Here is a 19625-nt window from a genome sequence, read left to right on the forward strand (position 1 = left end):
AATATAATGTTTATAGAGGAGGTAAAAGGAGGTTGCTTAGATTAACTGAAGTAGAAAACGGCAGGATCAGAGGTGTTGCGGGAGATGATCCGCGTGTAACGGTATTTAAGGGAGTACCTTATGCGGCACCACCTGTCGGAATGAATAGATGGAAGGCTCCAAAGCCTTGCAATGACTGGGACGGAATCTATGAGGCGAACCAGTTTGCGCCAATTCCTTATCAGGACACACCGGGGTTAGGTACTGATATTTATTGCAGAGAATGGCATGTCGATCCTGAAATACCGATGAGTGAAGACTGCCTTTATCTTAATATTTGGACTCCTGCGAAAAGCAAGGATGAAAAGCTTCCCGTACTTGTGTGGTACTACGGAGGCTCTTTCCAGTGGGGATATACAGCAGAGATGGAGCTTGACGGAGAGGCACTGGCAAAAAGGGGTATTGTCGTTGTCTCTGTAGCATACAGACTTGGCTGTTTTGGAAATCTTGTGCATAAAGAACTTACTGAGGAAGCACCGGATGCGCCCGGTAATTTCAGTCTTCTCGATCAGAAGGCGGGACTTCACTGGGTATATAGAAATATTGCGGCATTTGGCGGAGATCCGGATAATATCAAGATCGCAGGCCAGTCCGCAGGCGGAGCGTCGGTCATGAATCAGCTTGTTTGCGAAGACAACAGCAAGATAATTAAAGGCGCCGTTATATTTAGCGGAATTATAAAGCTTGATAAACCCAAGGATAAGCTCTTTACACCTAAGCCGCTTTCAGAGGCGGAAGAGCTTGGCGCAAAGTTTATAGAAACGCTTGGTGTGGATGGAATTGAGGGAGCAAGAAGACTTAATTCAAAAACTATTCTTGAGGGTTATAATAAATATCTTTTGAATAATCCAATGATGGTTCCGATAATGGACGGAGTGTTCTGCAAGCAGAATGTCACGGACGCATTTATAGAAGGCAAATATCCGAACATACCGATTTTAGCAGGAAATACAACGGATGAATTTATAGAAGATAATATAAACATGGTCGAGAAATCTGTAAAAGAAGTTTTTGTCGGAGCTAAGAAAAATAATCCCGACAGAGATTTCTACTACTATAGATTCTGCCCCGATATTCCGGGCGACGGTGCCGGGGATGAGGCATATCCCGGATGTTTCCATTCGGTAGATCTGTGGTTCTTCTTTGAGACTCTCGGAAAGTGCCATCGCGCCTATGAAGGAAGACACTATGATCTTGCGGCACAGATGTGCGATTATTTTGCAAACTTTGTTAAGACGGGCAATCCGAACGGAACAGGTAAGGGTGGAAAAGAGCTCCCGAACTGGGATACATACACTTCCGAGAATCCAAACGAGATGGAATTTACATCCCGCGGAGCCGTTCCGAAGAAGGAAGGCGGCATAAGGCAGAACACAAGACGTCAGGGAATCAATCCGTATCTTCCTAACTGGGAGTACATTCCCGATGGCGAGCCATATGTGTTCGACGACAGGGTTTATGTCTACGGATCGCATGATATATACGGCGGCGAGACATTCTGCCTCGGCGATTATGTTTGCTGGTCGGCGCCTGTGGATGATCTTGGAAACTGGAAGTATGAGGGAGTTATTTACAAGAAGACACAGGATCCGCTCAATCCGGACGGACACATGTGCCTCTATGCGCCTGATGTTACGGTTGGTCCCGACGGAAGATATTATCTCTACTACGTGCTTGATAAGGTGAGCGTTGTTTCTGTTGCGGTAAGTGACAGGCCTGCAGGCCCGTACGAGTTCTATGGATATGTTCACTATGAAGACGGCGTTAAGCTCGGCGATAAAGAAGGCGATGAGCCTCAGTTCGATCCCGGAGTGTTGACGGAAGGCGACGAAGTCTATATGTACACGGGATTCTGCGGACAGGGTGATAAGTCAAGAAGCGGTTCGATGTTTACAGTCCTTGATAAGGATATGCTTACGGTTAAAAAAGCTCCAAAGATAATCGCACCCGGATGCGAATACAGCAAGGGAACATCATTTGAAGGACACGCATTCTTCGAGGCTTCATCCATAAGAAAGCGCGGAGATATTTATTACTTTGTATATTCATCTGAAGTTATGCACGAGCTTTGCTATGCTACATCAAAGAGCCCTGCGGGACCTTTTGAGTACGGCGGAGTTATCGTAAGTAACTGCGACATGCACATAGATACTTATAAGAAAGCCGATGAGCCTACAGCTTACGGCGCAAACAACCACGGAAGCATAATCGAGATCGGAGACGACTGGTATATCTTCTATCACAGGCACACCAACGGAACCTGGTTCAGCAGACAGGGATGCGCAGAAAAAATCTCTTTTGCCCCCGACGGAAGTATTCCTCAGGTTGAGATAACTTCTTGCGGTCTGAACGGCGGACCTCTCTCCGACAAGGGTGAATATCCCGCATACATTGCTTGCAACATCTTTACAAAAGAGCACAAAATGTATGTAGAACCCGGCGCCCCCAGAGTTGTTCAGGTCGGCGGCGACGAGTCATACGGAGAAAGCTATATCAAAGATATTGTTGACGGAACGACCATCGGATTTAAGTACTTCAATTTTGATAAGCTTACGGGACTTAGAATTAAGACAAGAGCGTACTTCAACGGAGACTTCGAAATTCTCACGGATTTAGACGGTGAGCCTCTTGGCAAGATTCATGCTATTGGCTCCAATATCTGGACTGCCGACGAGTGCAGATTTGATGCGGTTTCCGGAACGCATGCATTGTATCTGAGATACACAGGTACAGGAAACAGCAGTCTCTTATCGATAGAGTTTTTACATGATTGATATGAGTGTAGTTTTATATTTACGGCGTAGCATAATTATGCTACGCTGTATTTGTATAAAGGAGGTGTTATTATGCCGACAATCATACCTATTAGAGATTTAAGAAATACAAGTGAAATATCTGAAATGGCGCATAAAAAGCAGGAACCAATTTTTGTGACTAAGAATGGTTATAGTGATTTAGTTGTTATGAGCGCTGAATTATACGAACAGTTTGCAGCGAATAATCGTATTGATCAGGCAATAACCGAAGCAGAGGCTGAGTTTGAATTAACAGGTGAGGCGATAGACGCAAAGACAGCTTTTGACGAATTGGAGAAGAAGTATTTTGGATAAGTATCAAGTCAAGTTGTACAAAAGGGCATATAGAGATATTGATGGAATCTACGCCTATATTGCCAGTGAAAAACTTTCTCCGGAAAATGCGTACGGTCAGGTCAAGCGAATTCGAGAAGCGATTTTGGGATTGGATACTTTTCCACAGTCACATCAGGAAAGACAAGTTGGAAAATATGCAAACAAGGGCTATCGTCAGCTTTTGATAGATAACTATGTGGCGATTTTCAAAATCAATGAGAAAAAGAAAATCGTAAATGTCATTACCATGCAATATCAAGGGAGACAACTTACTTAGACGTTTAGATTTAATAGCTTAACTACATCATCACAGGTTCAATTGCATCAATTCAAAAGAAATGAGGCAATTGAAATTGACAATGAGTAAAGAGCATGGTCAGTGCTTTTCGAAGCTAGTTTTTTATGTTTGCCGCCCTTTTCATAGACAGCCCGGCCACAAAGGTATATATTCGGAAATACGCTGTCTTCGGACGAGCAAGATGATTTTCAACTTTAATAAAACCCGAAGATGCTGACTTCTCTGAACAACGTGAAAGGAAGCATCTTCGGGTTTTATTAAAGTATGAAAATCACTGCGCAGCCGTACACAGCGTATTTCCGAATATATACCTTGTGGCCGGGCGTACGGAAAGTCTACACACTAATTACACAGATCGCTGAGCTTCTTTCCAAAAAAGAAGTTGCGTTCAAGTTCGTAGAACTCTGTCCACATGGATATGGTGTTACACTTGCAGGCACGCGTGCATTCGGGAGCGCCTGTTTCGAGACAGGCTACGGGCGCGATCGTGCCTTCCATAAGTTCTATTATTTCTCCGACACTGTATTCTTCGGGACTTCTTAAGAGTTTGTAGCCGCCGTGCTTTCCGCTGGCTCCTTCGATAAGACCGCCTTTTACCAGTTCTTTTGCAATAATCTCAAGGTATTTCTTGGAGATATCCTGCCTTGTGGCGATATCCTTGAGAGGAATGTATTCGTTTTCCGGGTGCTGCGCAAGATCGATCATAACGCGCAGGGCATAGCGTCCTTTGGTAGTAAACATGTGAACCTCCTATTTATACTGACATTGTACCCCATATAAAGAGATATAACAAAAACTTATTAGTGGCATGCTGATTTAGTTATCATAAAACCTATTGACGTAATAGGTAAATGGGAATAACATTAACACAACATAACACACACGAAAAATAAATGCAAATGAAGGAGATAGATTATGAGTAATTACAGATTTGAGACATTACAGTTACACGTTGGACAGGAACAGCCGGATCCCGCTACAGACGCAAGAGCGGTTCCGATTTATCAGACTACATCATACGTATTCAGAAACAGCCAGCACGCTGCTGACAGATTTGGACTTGCTGATGCAGGTAACATCTACGGAAGACTTACAAATTCCACACAGGATGTATTTGAAAAGAGAATCGCAGCTTTGGAAGGCGGAAGCGCAGCACTTGCAGTTGCATCCGGTGCAGCAGCAATAACATATACAATCCAGGCACTTGCAGCTAACGGAGGACACATCGTAGCACAGAAGACAATCTACGGTGGAAGTTACAACCTCCTTGCACACACACTTCCTCAGTACGGAATAAGAACAACATTCGTTGATGCACATAATCTTGCAGAGATCGAGGGTGCAATCGAGGAAGACACAAGAGCAATCTACCTTGAGACACTTGGAAATCCCAACAGTGATATTCCTGATATCGACGCAGTTGCAGAGATAGCACACAAGCACGGACTTCCTCTTGTTATCGACAATACATTCGGAACACCTTATCTTATCAGACCTATCGAGCACGGCGCTGACATCGTTGTACATTCAGCAACAAAGTTCATCGGTGGTCACGGAACGACTCTTGGTGGTGTAATCGTTGAGTCAGGTAAGTTCGATTGGAAAAAGAGCGGCAAGTATCCTAACATCGCAGCTCCCAATCCCAGCTATCACGGTGTATCATTCTATGATGCCGTAGGACCTGCTGCATTCGTTACATTTATTAGAGCTATCCTTCTTAGAGACACAGGAGCAACAATTTCTCCGTTCAACGCATTCCTGCTTCTTCAGGGACTTGAGACACTTTCACTTCGTCTCGAGAGACATGCAGAGAACACCAAGAAGGTAGTAGAGTTTCTTTCAAAGCATCCTCAGGTTGAGAAGGTTAACCATCCTTCACTTGCAGATCACCCCGATCACGCTCTCTATGAGAAGTACTTCCCCAACGGCGGAGCTTCAATCTTCACATTTGAGATTAAGGGCGGAAAAGAGGCAGCTTGGAAGTTTATCGATAACCTTGAGATTTTCTCACTTCTTGCAAACGTTGCCGATGTAAAGAGCCTTGTTATTCATCCTGCAACAACAACTCATTCTCAGCTTAACGATGATGAGCTCAAGGATCAGGGAATCACACAGAGCACAATCAGACTCTCAATCGGTACAGAGCATATCGATGATATCATCGAGGACCTTGAGAAAGGATTTGCCGCTGCAAAGTAATATAGGACACGCGCGAAATTTGCGGCACGAAGTGCCTTCCTATGCAAATTTCTGTGCATACGTAGCTTCTTCATAACAAACTTAATAAATATATAGTGCCCATTTGCACAGAAAGAAAAAGTGATAACAAGAGCTCATTTGCCCAAGTTATCACTTATTTTTGTGCCGTGTTTTTCTATTTCTTTTTCACAAGTTTCTTTATTATCTCGATATAGCTCTGAGTCAGCGGCGATGCTCCCACAGAATTCTTAAGGATATATCCGACTTCCATGTAATCATCAACTTTAAGCGGGCGCGCGACAATATTTGCTCCGTTAAGATTCTCATTGATAACACCGCTACAGATTGTGTATCCGTTAAGACCTATCAGCAGGTTAAAAAGAGTTGCTCTGTCGCAGACAACAAGATCTTTGTCGGAGTCCTGAGTACTGAGTATCTCTTCTGAGAAGTAAAAAGAGTTATGTGTTCCCTGCTCGTAAGAAAGCCTTGGGTAAGGTTTTAAATCATCAAGCGTAAGACTTTTTTTCTTGGCAAGCGGAGAGTTCTTTCCGATGAACACATGAGGCTTTGCTTTGAATAACGGAGTAAAAGACAAGTCATTATCGCGAAGCTCTTTTTTTATGACCGTCTCGTTAAACTTATTCATATACAACACGCCTATCTCGCTTCTAAGGCGCGCGACGTCCTCGATGATGTCGTAGGTCTGGGTTTCCCTCATGTGAAACTCATACTTTTCACCGCCGTGTTTTTTTAACAGCTCGACAAATGCTTCAACGACAAAAGAGTAGTGCTGGGAAGAAATGTAGAACTTTGTCTTTCCGACAGGCTTTCCCGTATATCTCTCTTCGATAAGATTTGCCTGTTCAAGGAGCTGACGGGCATAGCCCAGGAATTCGGTTCCTTCGGTTGTTACGCTGATTCCTCTTTTTGTTCTGTTGAAGATTGTTATCTTATATTCTTTTTCAATTTCCTGAATGGCGCTGGTAAGACTGGGCTGAGCGATAAAGAGCTTTTTGGCTGCTTCTGTGATATTACCGGTATCAGCCACGGTTACCACGTAATTTAATTGTTTTAATGTCATGATGTAAGTATACCATTTATCATAGATAAAATCTATTATGACCACACTATAATATGTATTTTACCTATGAATGTTATAGCGTTATACTTCCAATTACTACAATGAACAAAGTGATAGATATTTCGATATCAGGAGAGGGAAAGCGTATGAGAACAGCGGTAATCGGATACCCGAGAGTGGGAAAAGACAGAGAACTTAAATTTGCATCTGAGAAATATTTTAAGAACGAAATAGACGAAAAAGAGCTCAAAGCTACAGCGCAGATATTAAGAAAAGAGAACGTAGAGCTTCAGAAGGCAAGCGGAATAGATTATATATCCGTAAACGATTTTTCTTTTTACGACAACATGCTTGATGTTGCGGTGCTTTTCAATATCATACCGGACAGATACAGAGAGCTTGGACTTTCTGATATAGATACATTTTTTGCCATGGCCAGGGGCTATCAGGGAGAAAAGGGAAACGTCAAAGCATTTGCAATGAAGAAGTGGTTCAACACAAACTATCACTACCTTGTTCCTGAGATTGACGATAACACTAAGATCAAGCTCGTCGGAACAAAGCCCTTTGACGAATTCAAGGAAGCATCTGAATTGGCAGATAATCTTAAGGTCAGCATCATCGGCCCTTTTACATTCTTAAAACTTGCAAAGTTTACGGGAGATAAGAATATATCTGATTTTGAGCAGGTTCTTGCAAAAGAGTATGTGGCATACCTTTCAAAGCTTGGAGAGATCGGCGCAAAGTGGGCTGAGTTTGACGAGCCTTATCTTGTGAGAGATCTTTCACTTGATGACATTAAGCTTTTCGAGAGACTGTATCGTAGTATTCTTGCCGGAAAGGGAAACACCAAAGTTCTTCTTCAGACATACTTCGGAGATGTGCGAGATATTTACAACTTACTTACACAGCTTGATTTTGATGCGATTGGTCTGGATTTCATTGAGGGGAAAGAATCTCTTGAGCTTGTCAATAAGAACGGGTTCCCTGCGGATAAGCTCCTTTTTGCGGGAGTGGTTAACGGTAAAAATATCTGGAAGAATAATTACGGTAAGTCTCTTGAAATAATAAGAAAGCTCCAAGGTGTTACAGGTGCGGACAACATTGTTGTGAATACATCATGTTCGCTTCTTCATGTGCCGTACACACTTGAGAGTGAGCACAAGATTTCAGATGAGTACAAGAAGCACTTCGCATTTGCAAAAGAAAAATTGCCAGAACTTAAGGACATAGCTGAGCTTGCTGATGAGAAGGATGTAAAGAAGGTATCAGCCTCTGCAAAGTTTGCGGCTAACGCAGAACTTTTTAAGAACAGAGTTGATAGCGTGGATGAGGCGGTAAGAGAGAGAGTTTCAAATATAAAAGAGAGTGACTACGAGAGAAGTCCCGAGTTTAATGAGAGAGAGAAGATTCAAAAAGATAAATTGGGACTCCCTCTTTTCCCCACAACTACAATAGGTTCGTTCCCTCAGACTACGGATGTAAGAAGGAACAGACAGGACTACAGAAAAGGAAATATCAGCAAAGAACAGTATATTGCCTTTAACAAAGAGAAAATCAAAAAGTGCATAGAGTTCCAGGAAGAAATAGGGCTCGACGTACTTGTTCACGGTGAATACGAAAGAAATGACATGGTCGAGTATTTCGGAGAGCACCTCTCGGGATACGTGTTCACTGAGAAGGCGTGGGTTCAGTCCTACGGTACAAGATGCGTTAAGCCTCCGATCATCTGGGGTGACGTATCAAGAAAGAGCCCTATCACCGTAGAGTGGTCAAAGTATGCAAAGAGCTGCTCAAATAAGCCTATGAAGGGAATGCTCACAGGCCCCGTTACAATCCTTAACTGGTCTTTCCCCAGAGAAGACATTTCGATTAAGGAGAGCATTTTGCAGCTTGCGCTTGCGATAAGAGATGAGGTTCTTGACCTTGAAAAGGCGGGAATTGAGATCATCCAGATCGATGAAGCGGCGCTTAGGGAAAAGCTCCCTCTTAGAAAATCAGACTGGTACAGCGAGTATCTCGATTTTGCGATTCCTGCATTCAGACTTGTGCACAGCGGAGTAAAGCCTGAAACACAGATTCACACTCATATGTGCTACAGCGAGTTTACGGATATCATTCCCATGATTGATGCGATGGATGCAGACGTGATCACTTTTGAGGCTTCAAGATCTGATCTTCAGATTCTTGATTCGTTAAAGGCAAATAACTTCAAGACGGAAGTAGGCCCGGGTGTGTACGATATTCACAGTCCGCGTGTTCCTTCCGTTCAGGAGATTGTGGATGCACTTGGCAAGATGCGTGGCAGGATCGATGACAGCAAGCTCTGGGTAAATCCCGACTGCGGACTTAAGACAAGGGGAATTCCCGAGACCAAAGAGAGCCTTATAAATCTTGTTAAGGCAGCAAAGACAGTGAGAGGATAAGTAAGAAGTTGAAAGTATCGGATTTATATAAAGAAGGCAGAAAAACTCTTTCATTTGAGATTTTTCCTCCGAAAAAAGATAAGGCGCTTGAGGCTATAGATGAGACACTTGATGTTCTCTGCGAGCTAAAGCCGGATTTTATAAGCGTGACTTTCGGAGCGGGCGGAAGCGTAGGTTCAAATAATACGATTGAGATTGCAAAGAAGATAAAGCATAAATGCAGCGTTGAACCTGTGGTTCATTTAACGAGCCTTCACTATGACAAGAATGAGATTGATGAGTTTGCGGCAGCTCTTAAGAATGAAGGGATTGAAAACATCCTTGCACTTAGAGGCGACAGAAATGCGAATATTCCTGAGAAAGATGATTTTCATTATGCTTCGGATGTGATTTCGTATATGAAGGATAAGTATGATTTTTGTGTACTCGGCGCATGCTATCCTGAAATGCATCCCGAAACAGCCACTGAAGAAGACGAGCTTAATAATCTCAAGACCAAGGTGGACAGCGGAGCAGAGGTGCTTCTTTCACAGCTCTTTTTCGACAATGACAAGTTCATGAACTTCAGGGAAAAGAGTAAGGCTAAGGGCATAGAAGTTCCGATGATCCCGGGAGTTATGCCTGTTATAAATGCAGCGCAGATAAAGAGAATGCTTACGATGTGCAACGCTACTTTCCCTGAGAGATTTAAGAAAATTACGGATAAGTACGAGAATAACAAGGAAGCTCTTTTTGATGCGGGAATGTCGTATGCGCTCAGTCAGGTAATAGATCTTCTTGTAAGCGACATCGACGGAATACATCTGTACACAATGAACAATCCCGTAGTGGCACGAAGAATCTGCGAAGGGATAAAGAATATCATATAAAAAATTCGGATAGCAAATACATATCTGCTATCCGTTTTTTCTTATACGGTGCATTTAATTCGATTGCGAAAAATCTAAGTTGTATTATAATAGGATTGCATTCGGTTAAAACTTGGCCGATGCAATCTTTTTTATTTGAATAATAGAATCGAGGGATGAAAAGTGGACAGTTTAGAAATTTTGCGTAATCTTGCGATCATAGTTATTGCGGCTAAGTTTTGCGGACTTGGAGCAAGGAAACTCAAGGCGCCTCAGGTGGCGGGAGAGATTATTGCGGGCCTTATCATAGGACCTACAATACTTAATATCGTATCTGAGAGTGATTTCTTTTCACAGATGGCGGAAATCGGCGTTATTCTTCTTATGTTCAGTGCCGGACTTGAGACTAATATCGATAATCTTAAAAAGTCAGGTATAAAAGCTACAATACTTGCATGCGCGGGAGTTGGAATTCCGCTTGCTTTCGGAACTGTTCTTTATATGTGCTTCTACGGATTTGCGGCTCCGGGAAGTGTCGAGTTTATGAGAGCTCTTTTCATCGGAACAATTCTTACGGCAACTTCTGTAAGTATAACCGTTCAGGCACTCAGAGAGCTTGGAAAGATCTCAACTGAGGTAGGAACTACAATAATGAGTGCTGCGATAATAGATGACGTTATCGGTATCGTTGTGCTTACAGCCGTTATCGGTATGAAAGATCCAAGTGCAAATATCGGAATGGTGTGCGTTAAGACTGTTCTTTTCTTTGCGTTCTCTTTGGTTGTGGGATTTATTATCTTTAAGATAATGCAGAAGCTTGATACAAAGTGGCGTCATACAAGACGTATTCCCATTATGGGACTTGCGCTCGCTCTTGTATTTTCCTATATTGCGGATAAGTATTTTGGAGTTGCGGACATCACAGGTGCGTTTGTTGCGGGAATTATCTTAAGCTCGCTTGATGATTCCGAGTATATCGACAGAAAAATGGATATAAACTCATATATGATATTCGGACCTGTTTTCTTTGCAAGTGTAGGACTTCAGACTAATTTAAGATCTGTCGATACAACGGTTATTGTATTCTCTCTTGCATTTGTTATAGTCGGTCTTCTCGGTAAGATAGTGGGATGCGGACTTGTTGCCAAGTTTCTTGGATATAACGGTTCCGACAGTCTTAAGATTGGTGTCGGAATGATGACAAGAGGAGAGGTTGCACTTATCGTTGCACAAAGAGGACTTAAGGCGGAGATCATCGACAGCAGGTATTTTACTGCGGTAATCCTGCTTATCGTTATCAGTTCTATATTGACGCCTGTTATTTTGAAAGCAATCTATGCTCATGATGACAAGAAGGCAGCAGCGTAAAAAAGATTTCAGATATTTTTTGATATATATAATATATCGCTGATGATTGAATTAAATAATATGTGAAATTGAATAAACAGTATAGCGAATTCAGAAAGATTGAACTTACTGTGAACAATGTTTGAACTTGTGCACGTCCCTCTTTTACGGACGTGCACTTTAGTTTATAATAACTTTATAGCAAATTTATTTTTACAAAAAAGTAGTAATAGTTTTTTTAGTTTTTTTTTCTTAGGAAGTGTAGGGGATATGTCACATAATGTAAAGAGAATATGCTTGCATTGCGGTAGGACTTTCGTAGCGCGTAACGGTAATTGGGCATTTTGCTCCGTAGGTTGTAGGAGGCTTTATAACAACCATATCAGTTTCAGATGCAAAGAATGTAGGAACGTTTCATGCAAAGTACGAAACAATTCACTTGTAAATTCGCCACCGGATTGCGAATATCTTAATAATCCGGAGAGACTTGATACAGTAAGGTATGCACCCTGGTAAAGACCGGGGTGTTTTTTTGTCATTACTATTATGATATACTTTCGCCTATATTATTAGTTCGGAGGAAAGATAAATGGCATGTTCTTACAGCGTAATATTTGATATGGACGGAGTTATTTTTGATTCCGAGAGAGCCTGCCTTTCATGCTGGTATGAGCTTGGGGAAAGATTCGGGCTCGGAGATGTGGAGCCTGTATTTAAGAGATGTATAGGTACGAATAACGCTCAGACACACGACATTGTTGAGAATGCATATGCGGACAAGTTAGGAGCGGGCATAGCGGATAAGCTGCTTGCGGAGAGTTCAAAACTGTTTCACGAGAAGTTCGACGGCGGAAGACTTCCCATTAAGAGTGGTGTAAAAGAGATACTTGAATATCTTAAAGATAAAGGCGTAAAAGTGGGTGTCGCTTCATCCACAAGGAAAGCGCTTGTCATAAGCGAGCTTACAGATGCAGGATTCATAGACTATTTCGATATGGTTGTAGGTGGCGATGCCGTTAAGATAAGTAAGCCCAATCCTGAGATATATACGATCGCATGCAGGGAACTTGGCGTAGATCCAAGTGAGACCTTTGCGATAGAAGATTCCTATAACGGCATAAGAGCTGCGAAGGCAGCAGGGATGCGACCTATTATGGTCCCCGATATCATAGGTCCCGATGATGAGATGCGTGAACTGTCGGAAGTGATCTGTGATGATCTGAGCGCGGTTGTTCAGTATTTTGAAAAGATAAAATAATCAGAGTTTATGTTGGTGCAGAACGCGACAACCTGATTTGGCAAAATAAATATTAAGAAAAGAGTTTGTTGTAATGAGTAAAAAGGATTTAATGGTAATATTCCCCGGAATGGGTTACAACTCATCAAGACCCATTCTCTACTATACGAGGAAACTGGCGCAGAAGTACGGTTATGAGATACGCGAAGTAAGTTTTGAACTTCCCGAGAAAGCATCTGCTGTAAAGGGGAATCCGGAAAAGATGCTTGAGGCGTTTAATATCGCTCTTTCCCAGGCAAAAGAGCAGCTTAAGGATATTGATTATGCTGCATATGACAGAATTATTTTTGCGGGAAAGAGTATTGGAACAGCGATAGCGGCCGAGTATGACAGGCAGGAGAATGTAAATGCCGAGCATATTGTCTTTACTCCGGTGGCACAGACCTTTAAATATCTTAGAAAAGAATGCGGGATTGTAATACACGGAACGAGTGATCCGTGGTGCGATACGCCGTTTGCGGATGAGAAGTGCGGGGAACTTGGCATTGAGTGCATAAAAATTGCCAACGCCAATCATTCACTTGAAACTGATTCAGTGCAGACTGACCTTGGCAATTTGGCATGTATAATGAAAAACGTGGAGGATTTCATAAACACTTAATTAGATAGATTTTTTCAAAATAGGTTTTTTCATAATTGATTTAATATCTTTTGGGCATTTTCGCTGCCGTGCTTTGCGGCGTAGGATGCCCATTTTTTTGCTTTTTCCGGATTTGGTTCTCCGAAATCTCCTTTAAAGTAACCCTCTGCAATTGCTTCTGCTGCTTCTATACTTCCGCGGCCGGCTTTATCTATAAGATCCAAAAGTTTCTGTTTTTTATCCATATAAAAATTGTCCTTTCATTAGCATTGATGCGTTATATATTAGCAACTTCCATATCGGTAAGCAAGTGCTTCAGATTTTTTCATGGTGCGGCCTTTGAGTGGTTATTGGTATTTTTGTAGCGTATCATCTCTACAGTCTGGCTTTCGGTCTCAAAATCAAATATCAGATCGAATGAAGGAAAATGATATTCAAAAGAATAGGAAGGGTCGTTTGAGTCCGTGGCGTCCGGAAATCCGTATGCATCAAGCACGTCTTGCTCTGAATTTCCAAGACCGACATTTTTGGATGTCTTTATATCGGGGTTGTAGATGTAGAGAAGTACTGAAGCCTCCTTTCCGTCGATAATTGCTGTATCGAACTGTATTTTTGCGGTAGAAAAGACGTAATTTTTATATTCATCATCTATACAAGAAAGTTTTGGGTCGTAATCACCTAGTTCTGAAAGAACTGTCTCTGCATCACTTAAAACTGATAAGTCTTTTCCGTTGTATTTAACCAAAGAATCGGGATTCTTTGATGAAGAATTTTTTCCGGCTGAAATCTGTATTACATTGTCTGTTTTTGCATCATCTTCGTCTGCCTTTGCATCTGAGCTATCTATGTTAACATTTGTTTTTGAAACCTCGTTGCTTGATGAGTCAGCGGTTTCGGAATTTTTTCCGCTGCATCCTATAAGTAAGAGTATCAGCACAGATGTAATAGCGGCGATACTTTTTCTATTCATATCGTGTCTCCTAAAATAAGCATCGAGTGTATTATTGGTTCTAATACACTTATACTACTAGGAGGGGGCTGGGTCAATAGAATGTTACAGAAAAGTTAAAAAAGTCCTAGGAGGAAAGAAAAATGCTAAAAGTTATCGTTTATATGATATACTTTACGAGAGTAAAGGAGGCATTATTTATGAGCATAAGAATAGGAATTTTAGGATATGGAAATCTCGGAAAAGGAGTTGAACTTGCAGTTAAGGCAGCTCCCGATATGGAGCTTGTGGCAGTGTTCACAAGAAGAGATCCAAAGACACTTCAGATTAAAACACAGGGCGTTCCTGTTGTTTCTACAAATGATATAGAGAGCTGGAAAGATAAAGTTGACGTTATGATCCTTTGCGGAGGAAGTGCAACAGATCTTCCCGTGCAGACTCCTCAGTATGCAAAGATGTTCAACGTTGTTGACAGTTTCGATACACACGCAAGAATTCCCGAGCATTTTGCAAACGTTGATGCGGCTGCAAAAGAGTCAGGAAAAGTTGCCGTTATTTCATGCGGATGGGATCCCGGAATGTTCTCTCTTGCAAGAGTTTATTCAAATGCAATCCTTCCTGAAGGAAATGATTACACATTCTGGGGCAAGGGTGTTTCTCAGGGACATTCGGATGCTATCCGTCGCGTAAAAGGCGTTAAGAATGCAAAGCAGTATACAATCCCTGTTGAGAGCGCACTCGAGGCAGTAAGAAGCGGTCAGAATCCTAAGCTTACAACACGTCAGAAGCATACAAGAGAATGTTTTGTTGTTCTTGAAGAGGGTGCTGATGCAGCAGCTGTAGAAAAAGAGATCAAGGAAATGCCCAACTACTTTGCTGATTATGACACAACAGTTCACTTCATCAGCGAAGAGGAACTTTTGAAGAATCACAGCGGAATGGCTCACGGCGGATTTGTATTCAGAAGCGGTAAGACAGGTGCGGACAAAGAGCACAACCATGTTATTGAGTACAGCTTAAAGCTTGATTCAAACCCTGAATTTACAACCAGCGTTCTTACGGCGGTTGCACGTGCTGCTTTCCGTATGTACAATGAAGGACAGAAGGGATGCAAGACTATGCTTGATATTGCTCCTTCTTATTTATCAGATAAGAGCTGTGAGGAGCTTAGAGCGCACTTACTGTAAGACAGATTGTTTACTTTGCACAGAAAGACATAAGGTATGGTAGGAATTAAGGACATAGCTAGAGAGGCCGGCGTATCCATAGCAACTGTCTCAAATGTTCTGCATGGTAAGCGGAACATGAGTGATAAGACAAGAGAGAAGATTCTTGCGATTGCCAAGGAACTGGGCTACGAACTGCCAAAAATCCGAATAAAGGAAAAAAGTAGCGAAAACAAAACTATAGTAGTTAATTTCAGTGACTTCGATACCAATTTTTATCTGAACATACTCCATGGTATAAGCGATTATGCATATTCCAAGGATTATGACATTATGGTGTGCACAAGCAGAAATGCCGAAAAATATATGTCTGATGCGTACTCCGCGGGATGCATCAACATCGATTACAGATGTGAAGATTCCATGCTGATAAAGGCAGCGGAGAACAACTATCCGATAATAGTTCTTGATAGGGAGATAAATCATTCGGGAATAAAGAGCGTTATAGTAAATAACTATGATGCAGAGAAAGAGATGGTTGAGACACTTATCAAGTCGGGATATGAGCGCTTTGCTTATTTATCCGGTATGGATACGGATGATAACAAGGAGAGATACCGTGCATTTCGCGATGCTCTTTCGGCCCACGGGATAACTTTTCACAGAAGAGATTATTACGAGGGAAACTGGAGGGAAAAGAGCGGAACGCAGGCGGCAAGATTGTTGATGCTTTCGGAGCACATGCCACAGGTTCTTGTGTGTGCAAACGATATGATGGCTATTGGCGCTATGAGAAAGTTTAAGGAAGCGGGACTGCGCGTTCCCGAAGACATTGCGGTCTGCGGTTTCGACGATGCTTTTGTTTCCAAGTACATGGGACTTACTACCGTAGAGGTTCCGAATTACGAGAGAGGATTCCTTGCAGCCCAGTCTCTGGTTGAGCTTATTGAAGGGACGGGAAGCTACGAATCTCTCAAGATCGGTGCGAGGATAAAGTGGAGGAATTCCGCTTTAGTTAAAACAAGTTAAATCGATAATATTTTACTAAAAAAGAGGTGGTTTTTACTAAAATCGCCTCTTTTTATATTAATTTTACATAATAAAACAAGGTTCAAACTGACAATGCCTCTAAAAAACAGATGGGGTATTGTCTTTTTTTAGTAAAAAATAGGATTATGTAGTTAAGAAGATAACCTTTTTACCTTATTTAAGGGGAGTTATGGGAAAGGAGTAGTAATTAACTATGAGGAATAACAGATTGTTTGCAGCACTTTTGGCAACGGCTATGCTTGCAGGTTCCGTACTTACCGGTTGTGGAGCATCGTCTTCACAGGCAGCAGGTGGAGATTCTGCCGGCGGCGCAGGATCAAAAAGTGCCGGCGCAGGGGGTAAATTTACAATTTTCCAGTCAAAGACTGAGATCATGGATCAGCTTAATCAGCTTGCCAAAGATTACAAGGATGAGACCGGTGTTGAAATCGAAGTATGGGAGACAAGTGGTGACAACTACTATAAGGATCTTAAAACGGGTATTTCTACAGAGTCAGGCCCTGTACTGTTTTCACTTGCACCCGGATCTGAGTCTGTTGAGATGAAAGATTATCTCGAAGATGTAAGCGACCTCTCTTTTATGAGCAAGATAAGTGATAATCTCAAAGATTCTGTAGACGGAAAAGTTGTGGGGGTTCCTTATACGATCGAGGGATTTGGACTTGTATATGACGGCAATCTTGTAGATACATCAAAGATAGGTTCAACCGACGCACTTATTGATTTTCTTAAAGAAGCAAAGGGCAAGGGAATAAACGGACTTGGACTTTCACAGGAAGATTATTTCCTTATCGCACATATATTGAATACACCGTTTGCGGTTCAGGACGATCCTGATGCATACCTTCAGCAGGTATTAAACGGCGAAGTAAAAATGAAAGACAACGATGCATTTAAGGAGTTTGCAAAACTTATGGAAGCAATCCGTGAGAATTGCACGAACCCTGTAGATGTAACATACGACAACAACTGCGGTGATTTCGCAACAGGTAAGGCAGCAATGATCCACCAGGGTAACTGGGCATACGGAATGTTCAAAGATTACGATGTGGATTTTGACATGGGTATCGCTCCCGTGCCGATCAAGGGCAATAAGAAAGTAGCAGTTTCTGTTCCCGCAGCGTGGTACATCAATGTTGATGCTTCGGATGAAGAGAAGACTATGGCAAAAGATTTCCTTGAGTGGCTTTACACAAGTGATAAAGGAACAGATTATCTTATGAATCAGTTTGGATTCGTTCCTGTTGTAGACGGAATGACTTCAGACAAACTCGATCCTCTTTCAAAGTCAATCTCAGAGGCATCAAAGGACAGCATTCCGTGGGTAATGAGCAACTGGCCTGCAGGAATCATTACAACAAGTCTTTCACCTATCACACAGGAATTCTTTACAAATCCTTCAATGACGGGTGAGGAACTTATCGACAAGCTTAACGAAGCATTTGTAAATGCAAAATAAGGTTTTTTAACGGTATGAGGGTGCTGTAACAGCATATGTTGCAGCACCTATTATGGAGATAAAGGTATGAAGATTAGAAAAAGATGGTACGCATTGTTTACGGCGCCGCTTATGTTCACATTCTTTGTGGTTGTGATCATTCCGTTCTTTATAGGAATAGGATATTCATTTGTGGAATGGGACGGATTTGCCAAACACGCCGCAAACTTTGTAGGGATGAGTAACTATAAAGCGGTATTCGGAGACAGACAGTTTATAAACGCAGCAGCAAGGACAACGATTTTTACAGTCATAAGTGTAATAACCGTAAATGTCCTGGGATTGTTTTTTGCCCTTCTTGTAACTACGGGGCTCAAGGTAAAGAACTTTGCCAGAACCATGCTTTTTTTACCATATCTTATCGGTGGACTTATCTTGGGATATATCTGGAAGAGCGTGTTCAGTGAGTTCTTCCTGAGCGTGGGTCTTGGTAACTGGCTTACGGATTCAACAAAATCAATAATCGCGATGATCGTTGTAACAACATGGCAGCTTGCAGGTTACGTGATGATCGTGTACATAACGGGAATCATGGCTATTCCGGATGATGTTATGGAGGCTGCGGCAATTGACGGAGCGAACTATTTTCAGACTCTGTTCTCAATCAAGTTCCCGCTCCTTATGCCGTCGTTTACGATATGCCTGTTCCTTGCTCTTTCAAACTGTTTCAAGATTTACGATGTCAACGTATCTCTTACGGGCGAAGGAGCAAATTTCCAGTCTGAGATGTTCTCACTTAATATCTACAACGAGATTTTCAGTCTCAGTAATTTCGGATACGGTCAGGCTAAGGCAATTATCTTTTTCCTGATCATTGCGATAGTTACCTTTGTTCAGGTATCGATAACAAAGAAAAGGGAGGTGGCAATGTAAATGGCTAAAAGTGTAAAAAAGATTATTCCGAACGTACTTGTTGCACTTATGTGTTTACTGTACCTGTTCCCGATTTATCTGATACTTACGAATTCATTTAAGAGCAGAGCCGAGATGTACAAAAACATGGTGGCGCTTCCGGGGAAGTTCTCATTTAAGTACTATACTTCCGCAATAGGAAAGATGAATTTCACAATATCTTTGTTTAACTCGATCGTCATTACGATTGTTTCGATAACTATCATCGTTGTTTTGTCTGCGATGACAGCATGGATGTTTGTAAGAAGTGCAAACAAGCTGAGTATAGCGCTTTTTTCAATTCTTGTGGCAACTATGCTGATTCCTTTCCAGACTATCATGATGCCTCTTATGCAGGAGATGAACAAGATCGGCAAGGTTACAGGCCTTCAAATGACAGACTCCGTCGGTGGACTGATATTTATGTATATTGGCTTTGGCGCAGGAATGGGCGTATTCCTTTATCACGGTTTTATATCGTCGATTCCCGTATCGTTGGAAGAGGCGGCAATCATTGACGGATGCAGCGTTTGGACGTTGTTCTGGAGGATTGTTTTCCCAATTCTCAAACCTACTACGATGACACTTATAATCCTTGATGTTATCTGGATCTGGAATGATTATCTTTTGCCTTCGCTTACTCTTAAGTCTACGGCAAACAGAACAATACCGATCTCGACAGCCAAGTTTTTCGGGCAATATACGATCAGCTGGAATGAAGCTATGGCGGCGCTTGTTATAACAATTATTCCTGTTGCGATTTTCTATCTTGCGGCACAGAAATACATTGTAAAAGGCGTGGCAGCAGGAGCTGTAAAGGGATAA

The 19625-nt window shown here is 42.1% G+C and carries 18 protein-coding genes; 14 read left to right on the forward strand and 4 right to left on the reverse strand.

Annotated elements, in window-relative coordinates; translation table 11 throughout:
• Positions 1-32 precede the first annotated feature (32 nt).
• The 3 genes from BM398_RS17515 (at position 33) to BM398_RS06450 (ending at position 3447) form a co-directional block, all read left to right on the forward strand.
• On the forward strand, positions 33-2813 hold the full coding sequence (locus tag BM398_RS17515; protein WP_330390557.1) for a carboxylesterase family protein: 2781 nt from the start codon (positions 33-35) through the stop codon (positions 2811-2813).
• A 72-nt stretch (positions 2814-2885) separates the two neighbouring features.
• Positions 2886-3149, forward strand: coding sequence for a type II toxin-antitoxin system prevent-host-death family antitoxin (locus tag BM398_RS06445; RefSeq protein WP_092336937.1), 264 nt, complete (start codon positions 2886-2888; stop codon positions 3147-3149).
• Complete coding sequence (locus BM398_RS06450) at positions 3142-3447, forward strand: type II toxin-antitoxin system RelE/ParE family toxin (RefSeq protein ID WP_092336938.1); 306 nt, start codon at positions 3142-3144, stop codon at positions 3445-3447. The genes BM398_RS06445 and BM398_RS06450 overlap by 8 nt, the downstream gene beginning before the upstream one ends.
• A 363-nt stretch (positions 3448-3810) precedes the next feature.
• Here the strand turns inward: BM398_RS06450 and BM398_RS06455 are convergent, their stop codons facing one another.
• Positions 3811-4209, reverse strand: coding sequence for an RrF2 family transcriptional regulator (locus BM398_RS06455; protein ID WP_092336939.1), 399 nt, complete (start codon positions 4207-4209; stop codon positions 3811-3813).
• Positions 4210-4383: 174 nt separating this feature from the next.
• Here BM398_RS06455 and BM398_RS06460 point away from each other — a divergent pair, with 174 nt between their 5' ends.
• Positions 4384-5667 (forward strand): O-acetylhomoserine aminocarboxypropyltransferase/cysteine synthase family protein, encoded by a 1284-nt coding sequence (locus BM398_RS06460; RefSeq protein ID WP_092336940.1) that lies wholly within the window; start codon positions 4384-4386, stop codon positions 5665-5667.
• A 175-nt stretch (positions 5668-5842) separates the two neighbouring features.
• Here BM398_RS06460 and BM398_RS06465 read toward each other — a convergent pair whose 3' ends face one another.
• Positions 5843-6748: a LysR family transcriptional regulator gene (locus BM398_RS06465; RefSeq protein WP_092336941.1), complete on the reverse strand. Its 906-nt coding sequence runs from the start codon at positions 6746-6748 to the stop codon at positions 5843-5845.
• A 146-nt stretch (positions 6749-6894) separates the two neighbouring features.
• Here BM398_RS06465 and metE point away from each other — a divergent pair, with 146 nt between their 5' ends.
• The 5 genes from metE to BM398_RS06495 all read left to right on the forward strand — a co-directional run bounded on the left by metE (position 6895) and on the right by BM398_RS06495 (position 13267).
• On the forward strand, positions 6895-9174 hold the full coding sequence (metE, locus tag BM398_RS06470) for a 5-methyltetrahydropteroyltriglutamate--homocysteine S-methyltransferase (protein ID WP_092336942.1): 2280 nt from the start codon (positions 6895-6897) through the stop codon (positions 9172-9174).
• 8 nt (positions 9175-9182) lie between these two features.
• Positions 9183-10043, forward strand: coding sequence for a methylenetetrahydrofolate reductase [NAD(P)H] (gene metF / locus BM398_RS06475; protein ID WP_092336943.1), 861 nt, complete (start codon positions 9183-9185; stop codon positions 10041-10043).
• 162 nt (positions 10044-10205) lie between these two features.
• Positions 10206-11390, forward strand: coding sequence for a cation:proton antiporter (locus BM398_RS06480; protein ID WP_092336944.1), 1185 nt, complete (start codon positions 10206-10208; stop codon positions 11388-11390).
• A 568-nt stretch (positions 11391-11958) separates the two neighbouring features.
• The gene (locus BM398_RS06490; RefSeq protein ID WP_092336946.1) at positions 11959-12627 is read left to right on the forward strand and encodes an HAD family hydrolase; all 669 of its coding nucleotides are present in this window, start codon (positions 11959-11961) and stop codon (positions 12625-12627) included.
• Between the two features lie 73 nt (positions 12628-12700).
• Positions 12701-13267, forward strand: coding sequence for a hypothetical protein (locus tag BM398_RS06495; protein ID WP_092336947.1), 567 nt, complete (start codon positions 12701-12703; stop codon positions 13265-13267).
• 29 nt (positions 13268-13296) lie between these two features.
• Here BM398_RS06495 and BM398_RS06500 read toward each other — a convergent pair whose 3' ends face one another.
• Together BM398_RS06500 and BM398_RS06505 are read right to left on the reverse strand one after the other, a co-directional pair.
• The gene (locus BM398_RS06500; RefSeq protein ID WP_092336948.1) at positions 13297-13491 is read right to left on the reverse strand and encodes an SEL1-like repeat protein; all 195 of its coding nucleotides are present in this window, start codon (positions 13489-13491) and stop codon (positions 13297-13299) included.
• Positions 13492-13571: 80 nt separating this feature from the next.
• Positions 13572-14216, reverse strand: a complete 645-nt coding sequence (locus BM398_RS06505; RefSeq protein WP_092336949.1) for a hypothetical protein — start codon at positions 14214-14216, stop codon at positions 13572-13574.
• Positions 14217-14395: 179 nt separating this feature from the next.
• On the opposite strand from BM398_RS06505, the gene BM398_RS06510 reads away from it, so the two are divergent.
• The 5 genes from BM398_RS06510 (at position 14396) to BM398_RS06530 (ending at position 19625) form a co-directional block, all read left to right on the forward strand.
• The gene (locus tag BM398_RS06510) at positions 14396-15382 is read left to right on the forward strand and encodes a diaminopimelate dehydrogenase (RefSeq protein ID WP_092337102.1); all 987 of its coding nucleotides are present in this window, start codon (positions 14396-14398) and stop codon (positions 15380-15382) included.
• Positions 15383-15418: 36 nt separating this feature from the next.
• Positions 15419-16390 carry a LacI family DNA-binding transcriptional regulator gene (locus BM398_RS06515; RefSeq protein WP_026667146.1) on the forward strand — a complete coding sequence of 324 codons (972 nt, stop codon included), beginning with the start codon at positions 15419-15421 and terminating at the stop codon, positions 16388-16390.
• A 214-nt stretch (positions 16391-16604) separates the two neighbouring features.
• Positions 16605-17870, forward strand: coding sequence for an ABC transporter substrate-binding protein (locus BM398_RS06520; RefSeq protein WP_092336950.1), 1266 nt, complete (start codon positions 16605-16607; stop codon positions 17868-17870).
• 66 nt (positions 17871-17936) lie between these two features.
• Positions 17937-18782: a carbohydrate ABC transporter permease gene (locus BM398_RS06525; RefSeq protein ID WP_092336951.1), complete on the forward strand. Its 846-nt coding sequence runs from the start codon at positions 17937-17939 to the stop codon at positions 18780-18782.
• Positions 18783-19625 (forward strand): carbohydrate ABC transporter permease, encoded by an 843-nt coding sequence (locus BM398_RS06530; protein ID WP_092336952.1) that lies wholly within the window; start codon positions 18783-18785, stop codon positions 19623-19625.

The organism is Butyrivibrio sp. M55, from assembly GCF_900116865.1.
Lineage (GTDB): Bacteria > Bacillota > Clostridia > Lachnospirales > Lachnospiraceae > Butyrivibrio.